Genomic DNA, 21,631 nt, shown 5'->3' with positions numbered 1-21,631 from the left:
TCGCACGCAGCTCCGTTTAAACACGTATTACATATCTAAACAAATATAATAGTCTAGCTGCATCGATTTCATGAAGCCCGCTTTTTCATACACCCGTAGTGCACCAGCGTTATCAATTTCTACATCTAATAAAATCGTTTTTTCACCGTTGCGAATTGCATAATCTTTGACGATGTTTAGGATTTGCGTACCGATTCCTTGCCCCTGCTTATTTGGTGCGACAGCAAACGCTGTAACCCACTCGACTTCACCCTCTTTACGCGTCGTCACCGTCCCAACTACCTCATCGGCAAATTCCGCTGTCCACATCACAAGTCCTTCTGTTGTGGTATTGAAATCAATGAGCTCTAACGATTCCTCACGCATATCGCCAAAAGCCTCGCTAAAAATGGCAACAAGCGCCTCTGTATCCTTTTGCATAAACGGACGAAGCGTTACTGCTCCCGGTTGCTGCAATACTTCTGCTCTTGCTTCTAAAGTCGCCTCGGAAAAACTATATAAGTAGCCTAGCTTACTTAAAAACTCTTTGCCAAAATGAGCACCTTCTATTGTTAAAGCTAGTTCGCCCTCACTTTCACGTGTAGCCATCCCGTCCTTTAACACATTAAAAATCGCACTCCCTACACCCAGTTGGCGATACATTGGCGCCACTAAAATGGACCACTCGTACGTATTTAAGCCCATTAAATCAATAGCCGTTCCCGCACCAATAAGCTCGTTTTTGTCATCATCATAAACAAGCACATAAAAACCACGTGATTCATAGCTACGCGCGATTGGTAAATTCATCACCTGATTGTAAACGTGCCCGTCACACTCTGCGACTTCACATAAATGGTGCAGTTCTTCAAACGTTTCTTCATCTAGTGGAAGCGACACTGTAATTGCCGATAAATTCATTCTTTCTACTCCAATTCCTACTAATTCATAATGCTCTTATTTTAGTAAAGCTACCGTTGTAACGCAACTCCAGAAAACTTTTACTACGATTTATTTCATATTTTTAGAATATAGCAATCGTATACCCCTAATTTTCGAAAAAAATTAGCCATTTGATTGTTACAATCGAAAGCATTTGAGACATTTTACTTGTTTTTCAAAAATAAAATCAAAACAGCTTTACTACTATTTACATCACGAAATATAATAAAATTATTACCTAAAGTACTAATCCCACATTATAATTGACTTCTAGTTACTAATGAAAAATCAATTCACTATCATCACTAATTTTACGTTAATAAAAAGACAGGTAGAATAATACTATAAGACCTCCCATTTATTACAAATAACGTTTTTAATTAATGACTAATGGGCATTTTTTATTTATAATAATAGTATTATTTTACGAATTAAGGAGAAATGATATATGACAAAAGAGCAACTCTATTCAACAGAAATTGACACATTTCTAGTTACTCCTTTTCCTACCTTCATTCTATTACCTAATGGAACAATCGCCAAAGGTAATCTGGAGCATTTTGACTATTCAACAGTAGATATAGAGAAACTAAAAAAGAAATCTGTTGAAGACACGCTTTTTTCAGAAATCGAGAATGATGTGATTGAATCTATTCTATCAAGCACCGTACCACTTTGCTTACAAGATATTGAGATAACAACTAAACACCAAACAGTCCAATTTGTCACGCTATACACAAAACCTATAACACTCGATAGTCAAGAGGCCATTTATGTATTATGCGTACCCACTGACGAAATTGCCTCAGTAAACGCCGAACACCAGCATTTAGTAGACTTAAAAAATGGTATTCACAATTCATTTATGACAATAACACTCGATCAAGACGGCTTTATCATAGAAACAAACCAACAATTTTTAAAAACAAGTCATTGGACACCTAAGCGCGTCATTGGGAAAACGTTTTGGCAGCTATTCCCGTCATCTGAGGAATCCGAAAAAGTAACACAAGTCATTTGGAATACATTACAAGACGGACAAATTTGGCAAGGTGATGTCCAGAAAATCACGAAAGATGAGCAGCTTTATTGGGTTTACCTAACAGCCATTCCGCTATTCGGACCAACACCCAACGAAAATCAATTTATCTTTATTGAGCGCGATATAACTAAAGACAAGACGGTACAATTCCAACTCGAAAAAATCGCCTATATCGATACAGAAACAGGCATGATAAACGTTCACCGTTTAGCACAAGTTATTACCGAAATGATTGACGAAGGGCGCCATTTTTCATTCGTGTATTTAAGCATCGACAAATTCTACACAATTAAAGATTTACACAATGATTTAGAGGGTACATCTCTAGTTGTTGAATTTACAAAGCGCATGAAATTGTATTTCCAAGACAGCACAATGGCTCGTATTAATGAAAACGAATTCGTAGTCATTACACCATTACCTGAATGGTTTACACAAGGTTTCTTAACCTACTTACAGCAGAATCCAATTTATAATGACAATGTCGCGGTACCATTATCATTAAGTGGTGGTATTACACGCTACCCAGAAGACCAAACAACATTTTCACAATTAATGAAAGCCTCACTTGCTACGATTGCGTCTGTACGTGAAGCAGGTGGCGATAGCATTCTTTCATTATCAAAATCATTACACGCAGCGTTAAACCGAAAATCGATCGTTGAAAAGCGTTTACTACAGGCACTAGATCAAAAAAATCTACATGTTCTTTATCAGCCACAGTTAGATGTAAAATCTGGAGAAATTATTGCAGTTGAGGCGCTTGTACGTTGGGATGATGAAGAAATCGGGGTTGTATCACCAGACGAGTTAATTCCAATCGCCGAAGAAACAGGGCTTATCAACAATATCGGTTCACTCATGCTTGAACGCGCATGTGAACAAGCAGTCGCATGGAAAAATGCGGGCCACGAATTGAAAGTAAGCATCAACTCCTCTGTTCGTGAATTCCGCGACAAAAACATGGCAAAATCAATTTTAGAAACGCTTGAGCGCACAGGCTGTCCTGCAAACTTAATACAAATTGAAATTACTGAAAAATTTGCGCTTGAAGCGGAAGCCGAAAAAGGCATCATTAAGCAAATGCGTACACTCGAAAACGAAGGGATCGTATTCGCGCTAGACGATTTCGGCACAGGCTACGGTTCATTCCGCTACATGCAGCTATTGCCAATTTCTATCGTAAAAATTGACCAAACGTTTACACGCGCATTAAAATCCGAAAAAACACAGCAACTTGTAAATGGTATGGTTCAGCTCGGCAAGTCAATGAACTTAACCGTTGTCGCAGAAGGTGTTGAAACAGAAGACCAACAACTACTTCTAACAAACTTCGGCTGTGACATTGTACAAGGCTACTACATTAGCAAACCCGTAACAAGCAGTGAAGTTTCGGATTTGTTTTAATCGAAAAAGCTCAAAAAGCCTAGATTCCCTAGCTTTTTGAGCTTCTTTTTTTCGCTTTGAAAAATGAATCAATTGATGTTTTGCCTTCACGCATTGAACGTAAAATAATTTGCATAATCACTTCCGCAAATACTAACCCCATGGCAATCGCCCCTGAAATCATAAACGCGCGCATACCATTTTGTAGACCCGTCATATAGTCAAGTTCCATAATATTACGCATTGTATTGTACGCAACGCTTCCTGGCACAAGCGGAATAATGCCCGATACACTAAAGACAATCATTGGCATACGGAACTTCCGCGCCGCAAAATGCGCAACTAATGATACTATAAACGCCCCAATGAACGACGCACGGACTTCATCTATACCGTAGTTAAACAATAAATAGTAAATTCCCCAACCAATCGCTCCAACTAGTCCACATGCTGGAATGGCCTTTGTTGGGGCATTAAAAATGACACCAAAACAAGCTGTCGCAAAAAAGCTAATAATCATTTGAAACCATAGACTATCGATCATAGAAAAACCCCTTTATTTAGAAGGATAGAACAAATGCAATCCCCGAACCAATCGCAAAAGCCGTTAAAAACGCCTCTGCACCTTTCGCCATACCTGCTGTAAAATGCCCTGCCATTAAATCACGCACCGCATTGGTAATTAGTAGCCCTGGTACAAGCGGCATGACTGAGCCGATAATAATTTTATCCACCTGCGTACCTAGACCAAAATGCACCGCCATCGATGCGACAACACCTACAGCCAATGCTGCCATAAATTCTGAGAAAAACTTAACACGCGTGATTTGGTGAATGACGGTTACAATATATAGCCCTAACCCACCTGCCACAAACGCCGCCGGAATATCTGTTAATACCCCTTTAAACATTAAGAGGAAACAGCTACTTGCAATACTCGCTGTTAATACTTGAATAATAATCGGTAAAAAATAATTCGTCGTTTCTATCTTCTTTAACTCGTCATAAGCCTGTTCTAATGTTATGATTTGAGATGTAAGTTTACGGGAAACATTGTTAACAAGTACAATTCTGTGTAAATCTGTAATCCTTGTTGAAATCGATGTAATTCTTGTAGGTTGCGTTTTTCCAAGTGAGAAAATAATCCCTGTTGGCGTTACATAGCTTTGTGCGTCCATCATATTTTGAGATCGTGCCATTCTTAACATCGTATCTTCAACACGATACGTTTCTGCGCCACTTTCCATCATGATGCGACCTGCTAATAAAAAGCATTCAATCGCCATTTCATTATGTTCAGCATTCATAGAAGATGGACCTCCTTTTCACTTCTTAGCTCATATTACTTGAAGCTTCATCAAAATCATAGTCTTTTTTGGGACATTTTATGCTCACATAACGATGCTTTTTCTAACATATTTACACTTTAAATCCAACTTTAATTTAACTAATCATTGCTCTATAAATTCGAAAGGACTCCGATACAAAATGAAAACCCCTTACCGTAAACGCCGTGGTATTTGGATTGATTTACTACTTGTCTCCATGATCACCTTGCTCGGCTCAGCTATTATTTATTTAACTGTTTTAAATGATCAACCTATTTTTCAAGCGGAAGATGGTCTTTCCTCCGATACTACCTCATCCACTATTTCTGAAGAACAATCCAGCTTTCCGGGTGTGCGCATTGTCACAGACGTTTCAAATGACGCAAAAATGCCCTTTGCTATTCAATACCCATTAACCGAATACGAAACGCTCAACGATACCATTTTATCTTATATAAACGACGCAAAAGATTACTATATTAGTATGATGCGCCTACAACAAAACGTTCACGAATTAACAGGTGAGCTGAATATTAGCTTACAAACATTTGCACATCAACATTATTATTCATTTGTACTTACAAACAAAACAATTTTAAGTAATACCGAACACGAAACAACCATCATGACCTTTTTAATCGACAATAAAGCAGGCGAAATTTTTAATATGCAGACATTGCTAAATCAAGATGAAGCTAGCTTAAAAACCTTCGCCAATCATGTACAATCACAAATGGCAAAAAATCCAGAGTTCAAGGATGCCCTTAACAAAGACAAACTTGTAGCTGCTACACAGCCAAAATGGGATTTATTTGAGCGCTTTGCATTAAAAGAAAACGCCCTTGTTCTCTATTTCGATGAAGGTGAAATTGCTAATGCTACAGCTGGTTTACCTACTGTAGAAATTCCTTTATCATCGATTAATCCATTACTTGCATCAGACTTCCAAATTGCTATGGAAACAGAGAGCTCTACTGCACCAAAGCAAAATACGGATGCAGCACACAAACGAATTGCTTTAACTTTTGATGATGGGCCACACCCTGAGGTAACGAAGCAAATTTTGGAGCTGTTAGAAAAGTATAATGCCAAAGCTACATTTTTCATGCTCGGTAGCCGTGTCCAGTGTTATCCAAACCTAGCACGTGAAGTTCGTGATGCCGGGCACGAAATTGGTAATCATACATGGACGCACCCCGTACTTACTAAGATGCCAGCCGCGGCCATTAAAAAGGAATATGAATCTACCGAGCAAGCCATCAAAGCAGCAATCGGTCAGCCTTCAGCCTTTTTCCGTCCGCCATATGGTGCGACTAATGATTCCGTCCGAGCACTCATTCAACGTAAATCGGTCAACTGGACGATTGATACGCTTGACTGGAAGCATCGCGACCCAACAAAGCTACTACCGATGATTCAAAAAACACTACATAATAATGCCATTGTATTAATGCACGATATCCACCAATCTACAGCAGATGGACTTGAACCCGTGCTGCAATATTTACAAAGTGAAGGCTACGAATTTGTAACCGTTTCTGAAGTACTGAACTATTCTTAACTTGCTTCAGTGAAGGTTCAAACCTCGACTGAAGCAAATAAAGCCCCGGCGGATGTCACAGATTTTTAGAGGAGTTTTTCGAGCAAACTCGAAAAAATCTGGACACAATTACGCCGAAGCGTAATTGATAATGAAAGGGCAACTTTCCAAGTGGTGAAAGTTGCCCTCTAGTCATTATTATGTGTGAAATGCTTGTACGATAATCCCTTGCACATCAAGTTGTGTACGTATTAATTTTGATTAGCCAATTGAAAAATGAGGTACCCAAGAATTCGATCTCGGATACCTCATTTTATATCATACCTCTTGGCGCAATGCCTGCATCACTTCAATTTTTGTCGCCTTTCGTGCAGGGCGCACACCTGAAATAATAGCTACCCCGATGCTAATAGCAGCCGCAATGACAACAAGTTGCCAAGGTATGGCAGAAAATTGAATGCCATCAAAGCTTTCCTCACCCGTTGCCGCCTTCAATACTACTGGTAGCAATGCATTTGACGCAAAGCTCACCGCGTAAGAAATGGCTACTGCAATGACTGTTCCAATCACACCAATAAATGTGCTTTCCATTAAGAATAATCGCTGAATCAGCTTCGGACTTGCGCCAATTGCTTTTAATACCCCAATTTCACGCGTACGCTCGGTTACAGCCATTGTCATCGTATTGAAAATTCCAATCGATGCAATTAATACCGCAATTGTCCCGACAAAAATAAGTCCCGCTTTTAATACTAAGAAAAATACATTTAGCTCCTCTAATTGCTCCGTTACCGAAAAGACACCAAAGCCTTTATCACGTAATTCCTCTAATATCGGCTTCACATATTCTAAACTCGTTGCATAAATTTCAAAACGATCAAAATAAAGCGCTTCTTGTTGATCTGGGAACGATTGAACCAACATCTCTTCTAAAGTTGGTGCCAACGCATCGGATACGTAAATTTTATTGTCAATCGCCCATTCATAAGTAGGCTTTGCAAGTACACCGACAATCTTGAACGATTTACGCTCTGTTTGTTTCGACATATCCTCATAAGAACGGAAGGCCACTTCGATTTCCTTACCTAGAAGTGACTCTTTATAGCCTTCTTCAGAACCGTTATAATAATCGCCATTTGCCTGTGCTTCCAGTGATTTTTCTTCTATTACTTTACGATCAGCGTCATTTAACAGCGTTTGTGCGAAATGATAGCCTACTAAAATTTCGTTCTCATTTGTTGGATATACACCTGCCGATAAATCATCTAATACTTGTTGTAAATCGTTAAAATTCGTTAGATGTAAACTTCCTAATGTATCACGATCTTCAAAATAGCTTTGCGCTTCTGCATTCACATCTGTTGTTTTTAACACGGTTTGTACATGTTCTACTGCTTGAATTTCTGCAATTTCTTCCTCGGTAAACTGCGATTGGCTGCTTTGCACTTCAATTTTCGTCACACTATCATTCGATAAAATATCCTTTTCAATCGATGCCTGTAAACCAAAGCCTACAGATGCAAGTACGATTAAAAACGCACAGCCCATCGTTGCAGCTAACACAGTCATAAAAACACGCAACTTATTTTTCTTAATATGCTGCATAACAAAATCAAGTTGGTCACTAAATCGCATGAGTGACACCTTCTTTCACTAACGCTCCGTCATGCATACGATAACGTTGGTCGGCAATGTTCGCCACTTCCTCATCATGCGTAATAATGACAAATGTTAAATTCAATTCACGATTAAGCTGTTGTATCAACGCTAAAATCTCTTGCTCCGTCTCTGAATCCAAGCTTCCTGTTGGCTCATCAGCAAGCAAAATCGGCGCTTTCGTTACTAATGCACGCGCAATACTGACACGTTGTTGTTGACCACCAGATAATTCATTTGGAAAATGGTCACTCACTTCCCCTAACCCAACACGCCCCATAATTTCCTCAACACGACTTTTGCGAATTGCCGGACTTAAGCCTTGTAATTTTAGTGGTAGTTCAATATTTTCAAACGCCGTTAAACTCGGCATAAGTTGGAAATTTTGAAAAATAAAGCCGAAATTTTTCAAACGGAACGCCGCGCTTTGTGCCTCTGTAAACGCAGCAACTTCCTGACCATTGACACAAATCGAACCATATTCAGGCTTCATAAACCCTGCCAAAATTTGCAGCAACGTCGATTTCCCCGAACCACTTTTCCCTACTACTGCTATAATATCGCCTGTTGGAATATCAAATGAAACATTGCGCAATACAGGAACGCGCTTTTCCTTACCTTTTTTACCAATTAAAAACGTATGTTGGACATTCTTCACTTCAATCATTGCTCTACACTCCTTTATAGTTACAGTGTAAAGACTAAATCTTAATATTTTTGCATGACAAAAATGAAGAATTTCTTAAGAAATGGAGCCAACAAGCCCAATAAATGAAAAAAAGCTGTGTTAGAGCGTTTTGCCCTAACACAGCGTAAATTAAAATCCAAGCGTTTGTTGCTTTTTAAATGTTTTACCGTTATAACTTGTAACTTTCGAGCGAGATACAGCGTACAACTCATCCTCTACATAAAGTAAACGCTGTACGGCATGGTATGCATCTTCATATTGCTCACCTGGTCGCGCTTGCTCCAATAAGTTCGCCACTAAATCAATACCCGAAGCTGTTACTTTATAAATTTGTGCACCAGTTCCCTCGTATTTTAGGCGGTCTTGTTCATCCGTCTCTGAGTAGACTGTTACTGGGAAACCGTAAAAATTATTACGTGGGTCTCTAAATAGCGCTTTATGGTCGTATTGCACTGGTGAATATGTGCCGCGTCCTCCGATGACCACAGCTTGCTTTTCTTTCGGATTTTTCAAGTCAGACACATCAAATAAGCTTAATTTCATGCCTTTTGTTAACACGATCGGCTCTTTTGAACCTTCCTCCATACGTACCTCCGTGTCATAGCCGATACCAAGTAAATGGTTTTCGTCGATTGGGTGTAAATAGTTACTGAAACCTGGAATTTTTAGCTCACCTAACACTTTAGGCGCCTTTGGGTTTTTTGTATCAATCACAAATAGTGGGTCCGTTTCTTTAAACGTTACTAAATATGCCTTATCACCGATGAAGCGTGCAGAATAAATACGTTCCCCTGGTGCTAGATCATGAACCGCGCCTACTTGCTTTAAGTTTCCATCTAAAATGAATAGATGATTTTTTGAGTTTGCTTCAGCCCCCCAAGCATTGCCCTCTGTCGTTGCAATGCGGATATAACCGTTATGCTCATCCATTGAAAACTGATTTAAAACTGAACCTTTTACTTTACCTTCTGTTGCCATACCAATGTTTGTTTTATCAAGAGCAATTTTATAAATTGTCGTTTCATTTTCGCTTTGTACAGGTACAATTGATGAATCTGTAGTATCTGACATCATATCAACTACTGGCCAGAATCGATAATTCATCGACGCAATGTAAATCGCGCTTTCAGACATGTACATTTGTCCGCTGTTCCCTAAAAAGCTCGCTGTTTTCCATTCATTCGATTTGACATTCCTTACATCTATTGCCGAAACGATTAAATAGCTCGGTTGATTGCTCTCCGGTAAAAGCTTTATTTGGTCAACCGATATTAGCTTTTCTTTGCCACCATCATACATTGCTGGGCGTAATTCTACATCTGGGTTTTCTGTCAGCATCCAATAGTTTGGCGTTTTACTTGAAACTACATATAAATAGTTACCTAATTTACGAATATTCGTAATGTCCCCATCTTGCCCTACCTCACGCACAAGCGTTGGGTTTGCTGCATCTTTCACATCATAAAACGCCACTTTTGATATTGATTTCGAATCAAAATAATCCTCTCGCTGTATTTGCACATAAGTTGTATAGCCAACAATTAAGATCTCGTTATGCAGCATTAAATGTGTTGGATAAATATCTTTACCAACCGTTAAACGCTTCACCATTTTTAATGATTTCGCATCCACAATCATAATTTTGTTATCAACGATTGTGTAAATATTTTTACCATCTGTAATCGAAATATCGCCTTCTTCAATACCTTCCACTTGGTTGTTTGTTGTTGAGTAGTTCGAATCTGCGCTTACTTTATCGCTTGAACTGTTTTCGTTTGCGACACCTGAAGATTCTTGGGCCATTTCTTCTTCACGCCCTTGATACATCGTATTTTCTGCTGCGATATATGCTTTAAAATAAGCCTTTAAATCCGCTTCTGTTTTCAATGTACTCACCTTTTGAATCACATCTAGCGGAATGCTCTGTTCACTAATTAACTTTGTTGCTTTTGCATAAGCATTTTTCTTAATAATCACTTTGTATTGTCCAGCTTTTAAATTTTCTACCGTCAACATTTTTGCCGTGTCATCAAGCTTTAATTTCGCCTGTACTACTTTTCCAGCAGCGTCTGTTACCGTTACTGTCCCGTTTGTTACACTGTCATTGGTCAGTGCTGTTTCAAGCTGTATTGTATACGATTCACCTTCAAAAATAACGCCATTTGCATATGCCGTATCCTTTGTAAAATAAAATAATGATGATAACCCAACGATCGCCAATAAAGTTAATGCAATCCCTAAAATCTTGCCCTTTTTCATTGTTAACCCTCCCTTTTTATAACTGGCTATATTCAATTAGACTCGCCAACAATAAATAAGTTACAGAATATTTATTATTTTCCATAAAATATTTTCCCCAAAAGAAAAACGAGAGAAATTTATTATTTCACCTCGTTTTTTGCAAAATAATTATTCAAATGGCCAACTCGGTAGCATACAGCGCAACTTTTTATCTTCGCGCTTACCCAGTACATAATCCGCCTGCATTATCGTATGAATTTCACGTGTTCCTTCATAAATAACCGGTGCTTTCGAGTTACGTAAATAACGTGCGACCGGATAATCATCGGAATAACCATATGCCCCGTGAATTTGCATAGCATCGTCTGCAGCTTTGTTTGCAAAGTCACATGCCTGCCATTTTGCAAGCGATGTTTCGCGCGTGTTTCGCACACCTGTATTTTTTAATTCTCCAACGCGATATACAAGTAAGCGGCTCATTTCATAGCCTGCTTCCATTTTCGCTAACATTTGCCCTACAAGTTGGTGCTCACCAATGGGCTTGCCGAATGTTTCGCGTTCCTTGCAATATTTCACACTTGCCTCAAGACAAGCCTGCATTAAGCCAACCGCGCCGGCAGCTACCGTAAATCGTCCGTTATCCAGTGCTGACATTGCAATTTTGAAGCCTTCCCCTTCTTCACCGAGCAAATTTTCTGCAGGAATTTTTACGTCTTCGAAAAATAATTCTCCCGTATTTCCCGCACGAATTCCATACTTCCCTTTAATGGCCTTCGAGCTAAAGCCTGCCCACTCACGTTCAACGATAAAAGCCGAAATACCGTGGTGTAGCTTTTCTTTATCAGTATAAGCAAAGACGATAAAATGATCGGCCACATCACAAAGTGAAATCCATGTTTTTTGACCATTTAAAATGTAGTAATCGCCTTCACGCTTCGCATAAGAGCTCATTGCCGCTACGTCTGAACCCGCTCCAGGCTCCGTTAAACCAAACGCACCGATTTTTTCACCTTTTGCCTGTGGGGTTAAATAATTTTGCTTTTGTGCTTCTGTCCCCCATTGCATGAGCGTCATACTATTTAACCCGATATGCACGGAAACGGCTGTACGAAACGCCGTATCCCCTCGCTCTAGCTCTTCACATACAATTGCTAGCGAGTTGTAATCCATCCCTGCACCGCCGTACTTTTCAGGTACACATACTCCCATAAACCCTAGTTCCGCTAAACGCTTCCAAACGGCTTGATCAAAGCCACCTTGTGCATCCCACCTTGCAATATGCGGTATGATTTCGGCATCAACAAATTGACGGACTGTTTTTCGTAAAAGCGTTTGTTCTGCTGTATATTCGAAGTTCATACGATCACTCCTACCATTTCACAATCATTGATGAACGGTGTGATGTTTCCTTAATATCGACACCACGCTTAGCCATCTCCTGAATGAACTCACTGCCTGGTACAACTGTTTCTGGTGCAAATACACCGCGCTCGGTAATCGTACCCTTACCAATCATTTGCGCGACAACTGAAATCGTATTTGCCGTTGCTCGCGCCATTGCTGTCACGTTATTCTCTAAATCTTTGCGCACAACCATTTCATATTCATACGTAATTTGCTCTTCTGATTTCTCACCAGAAATAATCGCACGTAATAAAACCGCGTCAACCTGCTCACCTATGTCCAATTTTTTCTTTATCGCTTCGCGTGTCACTTCACGAACACTTACTTCGCGTCCACCCGCTTCAACAACATTGGTTTTATCTAAAAGTCCTAATTCTGCAAGCAGCTGGAACTTTTCAGCATGCCCTTTATAGCGAATCGTTTTGTATTCTAATGTTTTTACATTCGGGAATGTTTTATATAAAGTTGAAATGCCACCTGATGTATAGAAAGCTTCTAAAACACCGAATTCATCAAAATAAATTGGCTCAATGCCTGTCAATGATTGCACCTCTGACAGCACGCCTTTTTGAATCATTTTTGAAGGCTCCGTGTAGTGATCAAATACACCATCTAATGAAAATACGCGTGTATAATGTAGTGGTGGCTTCGGCGCTGTCGGAATGCCCCCTACATATAACTTAATTGAATGCACTTTATCTATTTTTGTCGCTCCGTAACCCGCTAAAATATTGATCATGCCTGGCGCTACTCCTAAATCTGGAACAATCGTAATCCCTTTAGCCGCTGCTTCGTCATTTAACTGTAAAATAGCCTCCGTAACACCGCCAATATGTCCACCTAAATCAACCGCATGCACCCCTACATCGATTGCTGCACGTGCCACTCGCTCATTGAACGCATAGAAAAGGGCATTGACTACAATATTGCCGCGCGCCATCACCACACGCAGGTCCTTATCACAATCTGCATCCAACTGTATGACTTCTACTTTATTTGAGCCAAGTGTATCCACGAACTCCTGTGCTTTTTCGATAGATACATCCGCTAAATAAACTTTTTCGACATCTTCACTGTTCACTAAATCGCGTGCAACTTCTTTCCCCATCAAACCTGCACCTAACACTACTACCTTCATATAAACATCCCCTTTGTTTGTATAATAAGTAAATGTAATCTATGACACCCGCTATTGCGGAGTTCATGCATTGTTATCGATTTGTGCGCGTTGTAATTTACCACTGTAATCTACGTATATACTTTTCCATTCTGTGTAAACATCAAGTGCTGCCTGACCTGAGTCACGATGTCCATTCCCCGTACCCTTTGTGCCACCAAACGGCAAATGAATTTCAGCGCCGGTCGTTCCAGCATTAACATAGACAATCCCCGTATCAAGTAACTGCTGTGCCTTAAAAATTGTGTTGACATTTTGCGAGAAGATCGAGCTAGATAAACCAAACTTCACCCCGTTGTTCACGTCAATCGCTTCTTCTAAACTCGCCACTTCAATAATACTAATTACCGGACCAAAAATTTCTTCCTGCGCTAATATACTCGTAGCTTCTACATTCGTAAAAATTGTCGGTGCAAAATAATAGCCATTTGCGAGGTCACCCTCACTTAAAATGTCGCCACCTGTAAGTAATGTTGCTCCTTGTTGCTTACCAATTTGAACATAATGATTAATTTTTTCGAGCGCCGCTTTATTGATGACTGGCCCTACCTTTGTTGCTGGATTTAAGCCATCACCGACAAGTAAGTTTTTTGTTAACGCTACCAAACGCTGTTCAAGCTCTTGTTTTACATCTTTATGCACAATAACACGGCTACATGCTGTACAACGCTGACCCGCTGTACCGAAAGCACTCCATAAAATGCCTTCCAGTGCCAAATCTAAATCCGCATCATCCATCACAATGACTGCATTTTTGCCACCCATTTCAAGCGACACTTTCTTTAAATGCTTGCCTCCAAGCTCTGCCACCTTACTTCCTGTAGCAGTAGAGCCCGTAAAGGATATAATGCGAATATCTGGATGCTCAATCATCGCCGTTCCAACAGTAGGTCCTGAGCCAAATACAATATTTAACACACCCGCTGGCAACCCGACTTCCTCACAAATTTTGGCTAGCTCGTATGCCATAAATGGAGTTTCGTTTGACGGCTTCCACACAACCGTATTGCCCGCAACAAGTGCAGGGAATGCCTTCCACGTCGCGATGGCAATTGGAAAATTCCACGGTGTAATGAGCCCTGCTACCCCAATTGGTGCACGTACGCTCATCGCAAATTTATTTGGCAACTCAGAAGGAACCGTTTCACCAAATAAACGCCTACCTTCCGCTGCCATATAAAGCGCCATATCAATCCCTTCTTGTACCTCACCGCGCGCTTCTTCGATCAATTTCCCCATTTCTTTTGTGAGCATTTGCGCTAAATGCTCTTTGTTCTCCTTTAATTTAAACGCGATTTCATATAAATAATCCGCACGCTTTGGGGCTGGAATAAGTGCCCACTCTTTTTGTGCAGCCTTTGCTTTTTGTACGGCTAAATCTACTTGCTCTTTAGTTGAAAGCGGGACCGTTCCTAACTGTTCCCCATTCGCTGGGTTGATGACTGGCATTGCTTGTAATGTTGTATTTTGTATCCACTGACCACCAATAAAATTTAACAGTTCCATTTCTCCACCTCACAAATTCATATTTCTCTTTTATTATTCGACATTTTCTCTCTTATCCCTTTTTTCTCTCAAAAACAATTCATATTAAGTTACAATATGGATTAAATTCATAAAAAATTAGTTAGTAGAATATATTTTTTTGAAACCTCTTGTAAAATGAAACGTAACATTATAAAGATAGTTTATTTAAAGGAGACAAAAAACATGAAAAACCACGAAATTGATTTTGTATTGCACGGAGATGACATGCAGTTCGTTGAGGTTGAATTAGATCCACAGGAAACGGTAATTGCTGAAGCAGGCAGTTTAATGATGATGGATGACCGTATCCGCATGGAAACTGTTTTTGGTGACGCTTCTAGCAATCAAGGCTCAGGTATTATGGGAAAATTACTTGGTGCGGGTAAACGTTTAATTACAGGCGAAAGCTTGTTTATGACGACGTTTACAAATGAAGGGAACGATAAGCGTAAAGTTTATTTTGCTGCGCCTTATCCAGGTAAAATCATTCCAATGGATTTAAGTAAATTTGGTGGAAAAATTATCTGTCAAAAGGATGCCTTTTTAGCTGCGGCAAAGGGTGTATCTGTCGGAATAGAGCTACAGAAAAAATTAGGCACAGGATTCTTTGGTGGTGAGGGCTTCATCATGCAAAAGCTTGAAGGCGATGGTATGGCTTTTGTACACGCAGGCGGTGCCATTTATGAACGTCAATTACAGCCAGGTGAAACATTACGTATCGATACAGGTTGCTTAGTCGCAATGACGCAAGACGTTCGCTATGAAATCGAAATGGTAAGTGGCGTTAAAACAGCGCTATTTGGCGGTGAAGGTTTATTCTTCGCTACATTATCTGGCCCTGGTACAGTTTGGGTACAATCATTGCCATTTAGCCGTTTAGCAAGCCGTGTATTCGCTGCTGCTCCAGTATCAAAAGGCGGTGGTGGCCAAAACTCAGGTGAAGGCGGTATCGGCGGACTATTTGATCTGTTCAACAAATAATATAATACAAAAAAAGCACGGAAACTATTACAAATTGTAATAGTTTCCGTGCTTTTACTTTATCCAAACTATAATGTTTGAATGGTTTCCTCTAGCTTACTCGCGGCGTGTTCAAGGGATTTTGTTGATTCTCCAATCGTTTCAACAATATGCTTCAATTCGCGTACTTGTTTGCCAACATGTTCAAAATCATTAATTGTTAAATCGACAGCAGTAGAAATTTTATCGAATGCAATTAATGAGTGCTCATTTTGTGAGATACCGTTTTGTACAAGTTCTTGAATGTGATGAATCGCTACGACTACTTCATTTGTAACATTACCCGAAATGGCAATTAACCCGGCAATTTGTTCTACAGATGTTTTCGTTTGATCGGCTAGCTTCCGAACTTCATCGGCAACGACCGCAAAACCTTTACCATGCTCGCCTGCACGTGCTGCTTCAATAGCAGAATTCAATGCTAGTAAGTTCGTTTGGCCAGCAATCCCTTTCACAATTTCAATTACTGCATAAATTTCTGTCGAAGAATTGTTCAACGCTTCCACCATGCGCGACATTTCGACGGTTTTTTCATTAATTTCATTAGACTGCTTCGTGATTAATAACATCTGTTCATAACCTTCTTTAGAAGCAATTTTTGTATCGGTTGCCGCCTCGATACTGTTATGTACATAATGATCGACTGTTTTCGTATTATCAATCATCGTAAATACGGTGTCATTCGTATCGCGTGATTGACGCTCTAAATCTCGTGAAATATCCCCGACAATCGATTTCACTTCTTGTTTAATTTGTTCTTGTTGCTGCTGTTGAATCGCGGCTGAAACAAGCTCATATTCTTCCAATACAAGCTGTTGCTCAAAATTACATGCACGCCCAATGGCATCAATCATTTTTTGCTTTTGTTCAGAATTCAGTTCAAGAGAATAGACAATTCGGCGTAAACTAGCCTCTAGCTTTTGAAAAGAAGCTAAATACCACTTTGTCGAAAGCCCAATTCGCACATGCATGAGCGATACTTTACGTCTATTTTCTAAATAATGGTCATCAATTCTGCCTTCCAGCATTTCAACAATATGGTGACGCAGCGTTTGGCGCAAACGTTCGGACGTACTATTTTGGCTAATAATTTCTCTAAAATGAGGAACTGCTTCTATCGTTGAATAAAACGCCTGTACCACTTCTAAAATTCGTACTTCTACAAAAGGTTTAATTGTTCTTAATAATTTTAAATCTTCCATATTTAATCCAATAATTTGCATTTGAGCAAGTCGATCTGGATCAGTAATAAAGATGCCTACATTCTGAAAGTCTACTTCTTCATATTTTGCAACAGTAGATTTTTTCTTAAAAGAAAACACTATTTCACCCCTCTTTTTTCATATATTTTTAATCATTTTATAACTTAATATAGGCTATATATCCATTTTTTACAATAAAACCTGGTAATTGGACATAAAAAAGACGTCAAATTTTTTACAAAAATTTGACGTAACTTAAAAATTATACAAATAGAACAAAAATCAGTACTAAAGCTAATACAATTCGGTAAATAGCAAATGGCATTAGCTTTACTTTTGAAATAAGTTTTAAGAAAAACTTAATCGAAAGAAGCGCAAAGATAAACGCACTAATGAAGCCCACTACATAAAATGATAAATGGTCGATATTGATTTGATCCCAGTTTTTAATAAGTGATAGGCCACTTGCCCCTGCCATAATTGGTACAGCCATAATAAATGTAAAATCAGCCGCTGTTTTATGATCTAATCCTAGTAAAACACCACCTGAAATCGTTGAGCCCGAACGAGAAAAACCTGGCCACAATGACAAACATTGAATTAAGCCAATTTTTAAAGCTTTACTATACGAAATATCATCCAACGATGTAATGGCTGGCTTTTTTGGACCAAACTTGTCGGCAATAATCATAAAAATTGCTCCGATAATCAAACCGATAATGACCGTATTAATACTAAATAAATTTTCATCGATAAAATCTTCAAACAGGACACCAAAGACACCTGCAGGAATAATCCCCACTAACACATGCCCTAAATTAAAACGCTTCGATTGTTGCCCTTCAATTTTATACAAACCTACTAAACTTAAAATACGTTTCCACATCACGACAACAACTGCTAAAATCGAACCGAGCTGAATAACAATCTTAAATGTATTCGCAGAGCCCGAACCTAAAAATTCCTTCGTTTGTAGCCACATATCATCGACAATAATCATATGTCCTGTTGACGAAACTGGGGCAAATTCTGTCATCCCCTCTACAAACCCTAATATTAACGCCTTTAATAACTCAAACCACTCCATCAAGAAGTCTCCTTTTCCCCATAAATTACTTACTAAATGTAATATCAATTACCCACAATTCAGATTGACTGCCAATACGTGTTGGTGGTCCCCAAAAACCAAAGCCACTTGACACAAGTGCATGCATATCTACCTTTTGACGATAGCCATAATCGAGCTCAAATACCTTTTGTGTAATATAATGATTTGGCCACATTTGCCCTTTATGTGTATGACCTGATACGTGGAGGTCTACCCCTGCATTTGCTGGTTCATCTAAATCATTTGGCGTATGATTCATCATAAGCCATGGTAACTCTTTTTCGTCCGGTTGCAAAGCACTGATTGGCAGACGCTTTTTATTTGTTACGTCTTCACGCCCCGTTAAATACAAACGGTTTGCAATCAAAATAGTTTCATCTACTAAAATTTGCACATGCGCATCCTGCATTGCCTGTCTAAATGCTGCGATTTCTTTGCCATAATGTTCATGATTGCCAAGCACCCCATAAACACCGTATGTGGACTGCAAATTTTTCATGACGTCCCCCATACCTGTATTAATAAATCGCTGCGGGCTATCATCAACAATATCCCCTGCAAGCAGCACTAAATCAGGCTGTTGCTCATTAGATAAATCAACAAATTTTTCTAAATGCCTCTTTCCTGATAACAAGCCTAAATGAAAATCCGACGCCATCACAACGCGCATGTCTTCACCCGGTTTATCCATTTCTATTGTCGCATGACGCACAACCGGTGTATACGCAAAATATGTACCAATAATCAGCAAAACAAGAAGAAGTCCAATTGCACCCGTACCAACAACTTTTACAGAAAGCGGTGTAAATAAGACTACAAGATTTGCCATAATACATAGCATCAAGCCATATTCTAAAAAGAACATCCAGTAGCTACCAAGTACACTAAACGGTGTTAACACTTTATGCATTTTCCCAATTATAAAGCCAAAAGAAATTAAAAATAAGAAACCCCAAAATAAATATGGCCAGCGGTATACCTCAATCGATAAAAGCCATGCGCGCAAATTCAAGCCAAGATAAACTGTGATACCACTATAAATCACTATGGCAATAATACCAAATAATATCCGCATAATGTTTGCCTCCATCATTGTTGTCATTTTTAGTTAACTGCTATTTTACTATAAATGAAGAAAAGACTGTATTAAAAAAGCTACAATAAGGTTTCCCCTACTGTAGCTCCCTTCTTATTTCTCCGCGCGTACAAACACTGTCACCTTAAATAAATCGCCATCCACAGCAATATCTAATTGACCACCATGTAAGTCTACAATGGATTGGGCAATGGCTAGTCCTAATCCCGAACCTTCTGTGTGACGCGACGTATCGGCACGTTTAAAGCGCTCGATTAATTCCCCTGCATCTTCATTCAGCTCGTATTTCGCCACATTTTTCACGGTTAACTCGGCATTGCCATTGTTCACTTTTAAATTCACATATACACGCGTACCTTCTAATGAATACTTACGGGCATTGACGATTAAATTATCAATAACACGCCACCATTTTTGACCATCTACATAGGCATAAATTGGTTGTTCACTAATGGCAACACGTAAATCTAAATTCGATGTTGCAAACTCCTCTTCATGCTCGCCCACAGCCTGCTGCAATAGTTGTACAAGATCAATACGTTGTTTCGAAATTTCGATATTGCCACTTGCCATTTTCGACACTTCAAACAAATCTTCAATCAATGTTTTTAACCGACCCGATTTCGCATCTAATATTTCGATATACTTTTGACGTTCTTCCTCTGTAATATCGGGATTTTTAAGCAAATCGGTATACGTAATGATCGATGTTAACGGTGTCCGTAAATCATGACTGACATTTGTAATCAGCTCAGTTTTTAGACGCTCGCTCTTTGCCTGCTCATTTAAACTTGTGCGAACCCCTTCACGTAGACCATTTAAATTTTCCGCATGCTTTGCTAAAGGTGACTTCCCTTTTACCTTTAAATTATCCGTTAAGCGACCATGCGCCATATCGTCTGTATGTTTCATAATTCGGTTTAGGTAGCCAATACGACGCAAGAAAATATACAGCGCCGGAATGAAAAATACAACAAACAGGAACATATAGAAGAGGAATACCTCAAACGTACCGCTCATTACAAACACAGCAAACCCAAAGCCACCAAGGAAAATAACCATTAATAAAATAAGGGATTGTATGCCCATCGAACGATTTTCAAACAATTCGATACATACTTTCACTAGCTTAGATAAAAACATATTTTCCCACAGCTTCTCTACACTTTTAAACCTTTTAAAACGTGCCCACGTCCAAACAATAATGTAAACACTTAAGACAAACATCCCGTAGACAACCGCTAAGTTAATCATATTTTCAACAACGTTAAAATAATTTTCACCTTGGAAATAATAACCGATGGATTGTCCGATATGCGTCATACTACTCATAAGCATTAGCGTAAGATATACAACGAATAATACAAGAACTGATGCAATATCCATAGGCAAACGATTTAAAACATCACGTAGGCTGTTCTCTCTGTCAAACAAAGTTTCCGGACGGCTATTAAATACCTTTACTAGCAGTATAAAGCTCACGATTCCCGCAATAATTATGCTATAGTATATATATTTTGTAATTGTAAATGCTCGCAAATCATTCCCAAAATGCGTTTTAGACAGCATTGATTTTGGAATCGTTACACTACCTGTAATAGTCGAAAAATCTTTTTCAATCGTATACGTTTTATCTAAAAAGCCGATTTGCTCATATTCGTATAAATTAATCGATTCCTCATGTGTACCTAAATCATTATTCGAAATTGTTTTTTTAAAGACAGAAGCTGCTTTTACATCATTCTTTTTAAACGTTAAATCGTACTTGTCATCATGTAGCTCATAAGCAAATTGCTTATTTTCTGCAAAAAACGCTTGATGATTTCGCTTATTGTCAGCTAAAATTTCATTCACAACTTGTTCTTTCAATGCTTTAATTTTTTCGGATACATAAGCATCATCTTCAAAGTTTTTTTGAACATCTTCAATTTTTGCGTCACGCTCTGATTTTAATGCCTGTAATACATCCTCATCTTGCGCGTTATTAATGTCCTCTGCATATTGGTCTTTAATATTTTGAATTTGCTGTGCCAATGATCCATAATACGTACGATAATGTGCAATATCATCCTTCGTTACCGTTAAAACCTCTGCAAAATCTTCTTTTGTTAACGGATTTATTTCATAGCGGGCCACATTGTAAGCAAACTGCTCAGCTTCTGAATCAAATGAATTGGATTCAAAGTAGTCTTTTCCAAAATAATTATTTCCTTGTACTAATATTACTAAAATCGCAAACACCACAATAAACATAAGAAAAAGCTGGAGATGGGATTTTTTGTTGTTCATTTCCAT

Annotated in this window: 16 protein-coding genes; 3 read left to right on the top strand and 13 right to left on the bottom strand. The window is 39.0% G+C overall.

Annotation, left to right across the window (positions count from 1 at the left end; genetic code table 11):
• Positions 1 to 27: 27 nt before the first annotated feature.
• Positions 28 to 900 (bottom strand): GNAT family N-acetyltransferase, encoded by an 873-nt coding sequence (locus tag O7776_RS01605; RefSeq protein ID WP_274308917.1) that lies wholly within the window; start codon positions 898 to 900, stop codon positions 28 to 30.
• A gap of 469 nt (positions 901 to 1,369) precedes the next feature.
• On the opposite strand from O7776_RS01605, the gene O7776_RS01600 reads away from it, so the two are divergent.
• On the top strand, positions 1,370 to 3,370 hold the full coding sequence (locus O7776_RS01600) for a bifunctional diguanylate cyclase/phosphodiesterase (RefSeq protein ID WP_274308916.1): 2,001 nt from the start codon (positions 1,370 to 1,372) through the stop codon (positions 3,368 to 3,370).
• A 28-nt stretch (positions 3,371 to 3,398) separates the two neighbouring features.
• Here the strand turns inward: O7776_RS01600 and O7776_RS01595 are convergent, their stop codons facing one another.
• The gene (locus O7776_RS01595) at positions 3,399 to 3,893 is read right to left on the bottom strand and encodes a threonine/serine exporter family protein (protein WP_241367388.1); all 495 of its coding nucleotides are present in this window, start codon (positions 3,891 to 3,893) and stop codon (positions 3,399 to 3,401) included.
• A 16-nt stretch (positions 3,894 to 3,909) separates the two neighbouring features.
• A complete protein-coding gene (locus O7776_RS01590; protein WP_274308915.1) occupies positions 3,910 to 4,656 on the bottom strand; it encodes a threonine/serine exporter family protein in 747 nt (248 codons plus the stop codon).
• 181 nt (positions 4,657 to 4,837) lie between these two features.
• On the opposite strand from O7776_RS01590, the gene O7776_RS01585 reads away from it, so the two are divergent.
• Positions 4,838 to 6,238 carry a polysaccharide deacetylase family protein gene (locus O7776_RS01585; protein WP_274308914.1) on the top strand — a complete coding sequence of 467 codons (1,401 nt, stop codon included), beginning with the start codon at positions 4,838 to 4,840 and terminating at the stop codon, positions 6,236 to 6,238.
• Between the two features lie 297 nt (positions 6,239 to 6,535).
• Here the strand turns inward: O7776_RS01585 and O7776_RS01580 are convergent, their stop codons facing one another.
• From O7776_RS01580 to O7776_RS01555, 6 genes are all read right to left on the bottom strand, one after another.
• Entirely contained in the window at positions 6,536 to 7,852 is a 1,317-nt protein-coding gene (locus O7776_RS01580) for an ABC transporter permease (protein WP_274308913.1), read from the bottom strand.
• Complete coding sequence (locus O7776_RS01575) at positions 7,842 to 8,540, bottom strand: ABC transporter ATP-binding protein (RefSeq protein ID WP_274308912.1); 699 nt, start codon at positions 8,538 to 8,540, stop codon at positions 7,842 to 7,844. Before O7776_RS01575 ends, O7776_RS01580 begins: the two co-directional genes overlap by 11 nt.
• Before the next feature lie 150 nt (positions 8,541 to 8,690).
• Positions 8,691 to 10,820 carry a beta-propeller domain-containing protein gene (locus O7776_RS01570; RefSeq protein WP_274308911.1) on the bottom strand — a complete coding sequence of 710 codons (2,130 nt, stop codon included), beginning with the start codon at positions 10,818 to 10,820 and terminating at the stop codon, positions 8,691 to 8,693.
• A 150-nt stretch (positions 10,821 to 10,970) separates the two neighbouring features.
• Positions 10,971 to 12,161 (bottom strand): acyl-CoA dehydrogenase family protein, encoded by a 1,191-nt coding sequence (locus O7776_RS01565; protein ID WP_274308910.1) that lies wholly within the window; start codon positions 12,159 to 12,161, stop codon positions 10,971 to 10,973.
• Between the two features lie 10 nt (positions 12,162 to 12,171).
• Positions 12,172 to 13,344 (bottom strand): saccharopine dehydrogenase family protein, encoded by a 1,173-nt coding sequence (locus O7776_RS01560; protein ID WP_274308909.1) that lies wholly within the window; start codon positions 13,342 to 13,344, stop codon positions 12,172 to 12,174.
• A 63-nt stretch (positions 13,345 to 13,407) separates the two neighbouring features.
• Entirely contained in the window at positions 13,408 to 14,889 is a 1,482-nt protein-coding gene (locus O7776_RS01555) for an aldehyde dehydrogenase family protein (protein WP_274308908.1), read from the bottom strand.
• Positions 14,890 to 15,093: 204 nt separating this feature from the next.
• On the opposite strand from O7776_RS01555, the gene O7776_RS01550 reads away from it, so the two are divergent.
• Positions 15,094 to 15,891 carry a TIGR00266 family protein gene (locus O7776_RS01550; protein WP_274308907.1) on the top strand — a complete coding sequence of 266 codons (798 nt, stop codon included), beginning with the start codon at positions 15,094 to 15,096 and terminating at the stop codon, positions 15,889 to 15,891.
• 68 nt (positions 15,892 to 15,959) lie between these two features.
• Here O7776_RS01550 and O7776_RS01545 read toward each other — a convergent pair whose 3' ends face one another.
• The 4 genes from O7776_RS01545 to O7776_RS01530 all read right to left on the bottom strand — a co-directional run bounded on the left by O7776_RS01545 (position 15,960) and on the right by O7776_RS01530 (position 21,625).
• On the bottom strand, positions 15,960 to 17,252 hold the full coding sequence (locus O7776_RS01545; protein WP_274308906.1) for a globin-coupled sensor protein: 1,293 nt from the start codon (positions 17,250 to 17,252) through the stop codon (positions 15,960 to 15,962).
• Positions 17,253 to 17,394: 142 nt separating this feature from the next.
• Positions 17,395 to 18,219, bottom strand: coding sequence for an undecaprenyl-diphosphate phosphatase (locus O7776_RS01540; RefSeq protein ID WP_274308905.1), 825 nt, complete (start codon positions 18,217 to 18,219; stop codon positions 17,395 to 17,397).
• 25 nt (positions 18,220 to 18,244) lie between these two features.
• On the bottom strand, positions 18,245 to 19,315 hold the full coding sequence (locus O7776_RS01535) for a metallophosphoesterase (RefSeq protein WP_274308904.1): 1,071 nt from the start codon (positions 19,313 to 19,315) through the stop codon (positions 18,245 to 18,247).
• 114 nt (positions 19,316 to 19,429) lie between these two features.
• Complete coding sequence (locus O7776_RS01530; protein ID WP_274308903.1) at positions 19,430 to 21,625, bottom strand: sensor histidine kinase; 2,196 nt, start codon at positions 21,623 to 21,625, stop codon at positions 19,430 to 19,432.
• Positions 21,626 to 21,631 lie beyond the last annotated feature (6 nt).

Origin of the sequence: Solibacillus daqui, from assembly GCF_028747805.1 — a bacterium.
Lineage (GTDB): Bacteria > Bacillota > Bacilli > Bacillales_A > Planococcaceae > Solibacillus > Solibacillus daqui.
This window is presented reverse-complemented; position numbering and strand designations above follow the sequence as displayed.

Excerpts from the sequence above, each read along its gene's own strand:
- O7776_RS01605 (WP_274308917.1), bottom strand. The coding sequence starts at position 900 with ATGAATTTATCGGCAATTACAGTGTCGCTTCCACTAGATGAAGAAACG.
- O7776_RS01600 (WP_274308916.1), top strand. The coding sequence starts at position 1,370 with ATGACAAAAGAGCAACTCTATTCAACAGAAATTGACACATTTCTAGTT.
- O7776_RS01595 (WP_241367388.1), bottom strand. The coding sequence starts at position 3,893 with ATGATCGATAGTCTATGGTTTCAAATGATTATTAGCTTTTTTGCGACA.
- O7776_RS01590 (WP_274308915.1), bottom strand. The coding sequence starts at position 4,656 with ATGAATGCTGAACATAATGAAATGGCGATTGAATGCTTTTTATTAGCA.
- O7776_RS01585 (WP_274308914.1), top strand. The coding sequence starts at position 4,838 with ATGAAAACCCCTTACCGTAAACGCCGTGGTATTTGGATTGATTTACTA.
- O7776_RS01580 (WP_274308913.1), bottom strand. The coding sequence starts at position 7,852 with ATGCGATTTAGTGACCAACTTGATTTTGTTATGCAGCATATTAAGAAA.
- O7776_RS01575 (WP_274308912.1), bottom strand. The coding sequence starts at position 8,540 with ATGATTGAAGTGAAGAATGTCCAACATACGTTTTTAATTGGTAAAAAA.
- O7776_RS01570 (WP_274308911.1), bottom strand. The coding sequence starts at position 10,820 with ATGAAAAAGGGCAAGATTTTAGGGATTGCATTAACTTTATTGGCGATC.
- O7776_RS01565 (WP_274308910.1), bottom strand. The coding sequence starts at position 12,161 with ATGAACTTCGAATATACAGCAGAACAAACGCTTTTACGAAAAACAGTC.
- O7776_RS01560 (WP_274308909.1), bottom strand. The coding sequence starts at position 13,344 with ATGAAGGTAGTAGTGTTAGGTGCAGGTTTGATGGGGAAAGAAGTTGCA.
- O7776_RS01555 (WP_274308908.1), bottom strand. The coding sequence starts at position 14,889 with ATGGAACTGTTAAATTTTATTGGTGGTCAGTGGATACAAAATACAACA.
- O7776_RS01550 (WP_274308907.1), top strand. The coding sequence starts at position 15,094 with ATGAAAAACCACGAAATTGATTTTGTATTGCACGGAGATGACATGCAG.
- O7776_RS01540 (WP_274308905.1), bottom strand. The coding sequence starts at position 18,219 with ATGGAGTGGTTTGAGTTATTAAAGGCGTTAATATTAGGGTTTGTAGAG.
- O7776_RS01535 (WP_274308904.1), bottom strand. The coding sequence starts at position 19,315 with ATGCGGATATTATTTGGTATTATTGCCATAGTGATTTATAGTGGTATC.
- O7776_RS01530 (WP_274308903.1), bottom strand. The coding sequence starts at position 21,625 with ATGAACAACAAAAAATCCCATCTCCAGCTTTTTCTTATGTTTATTGTG.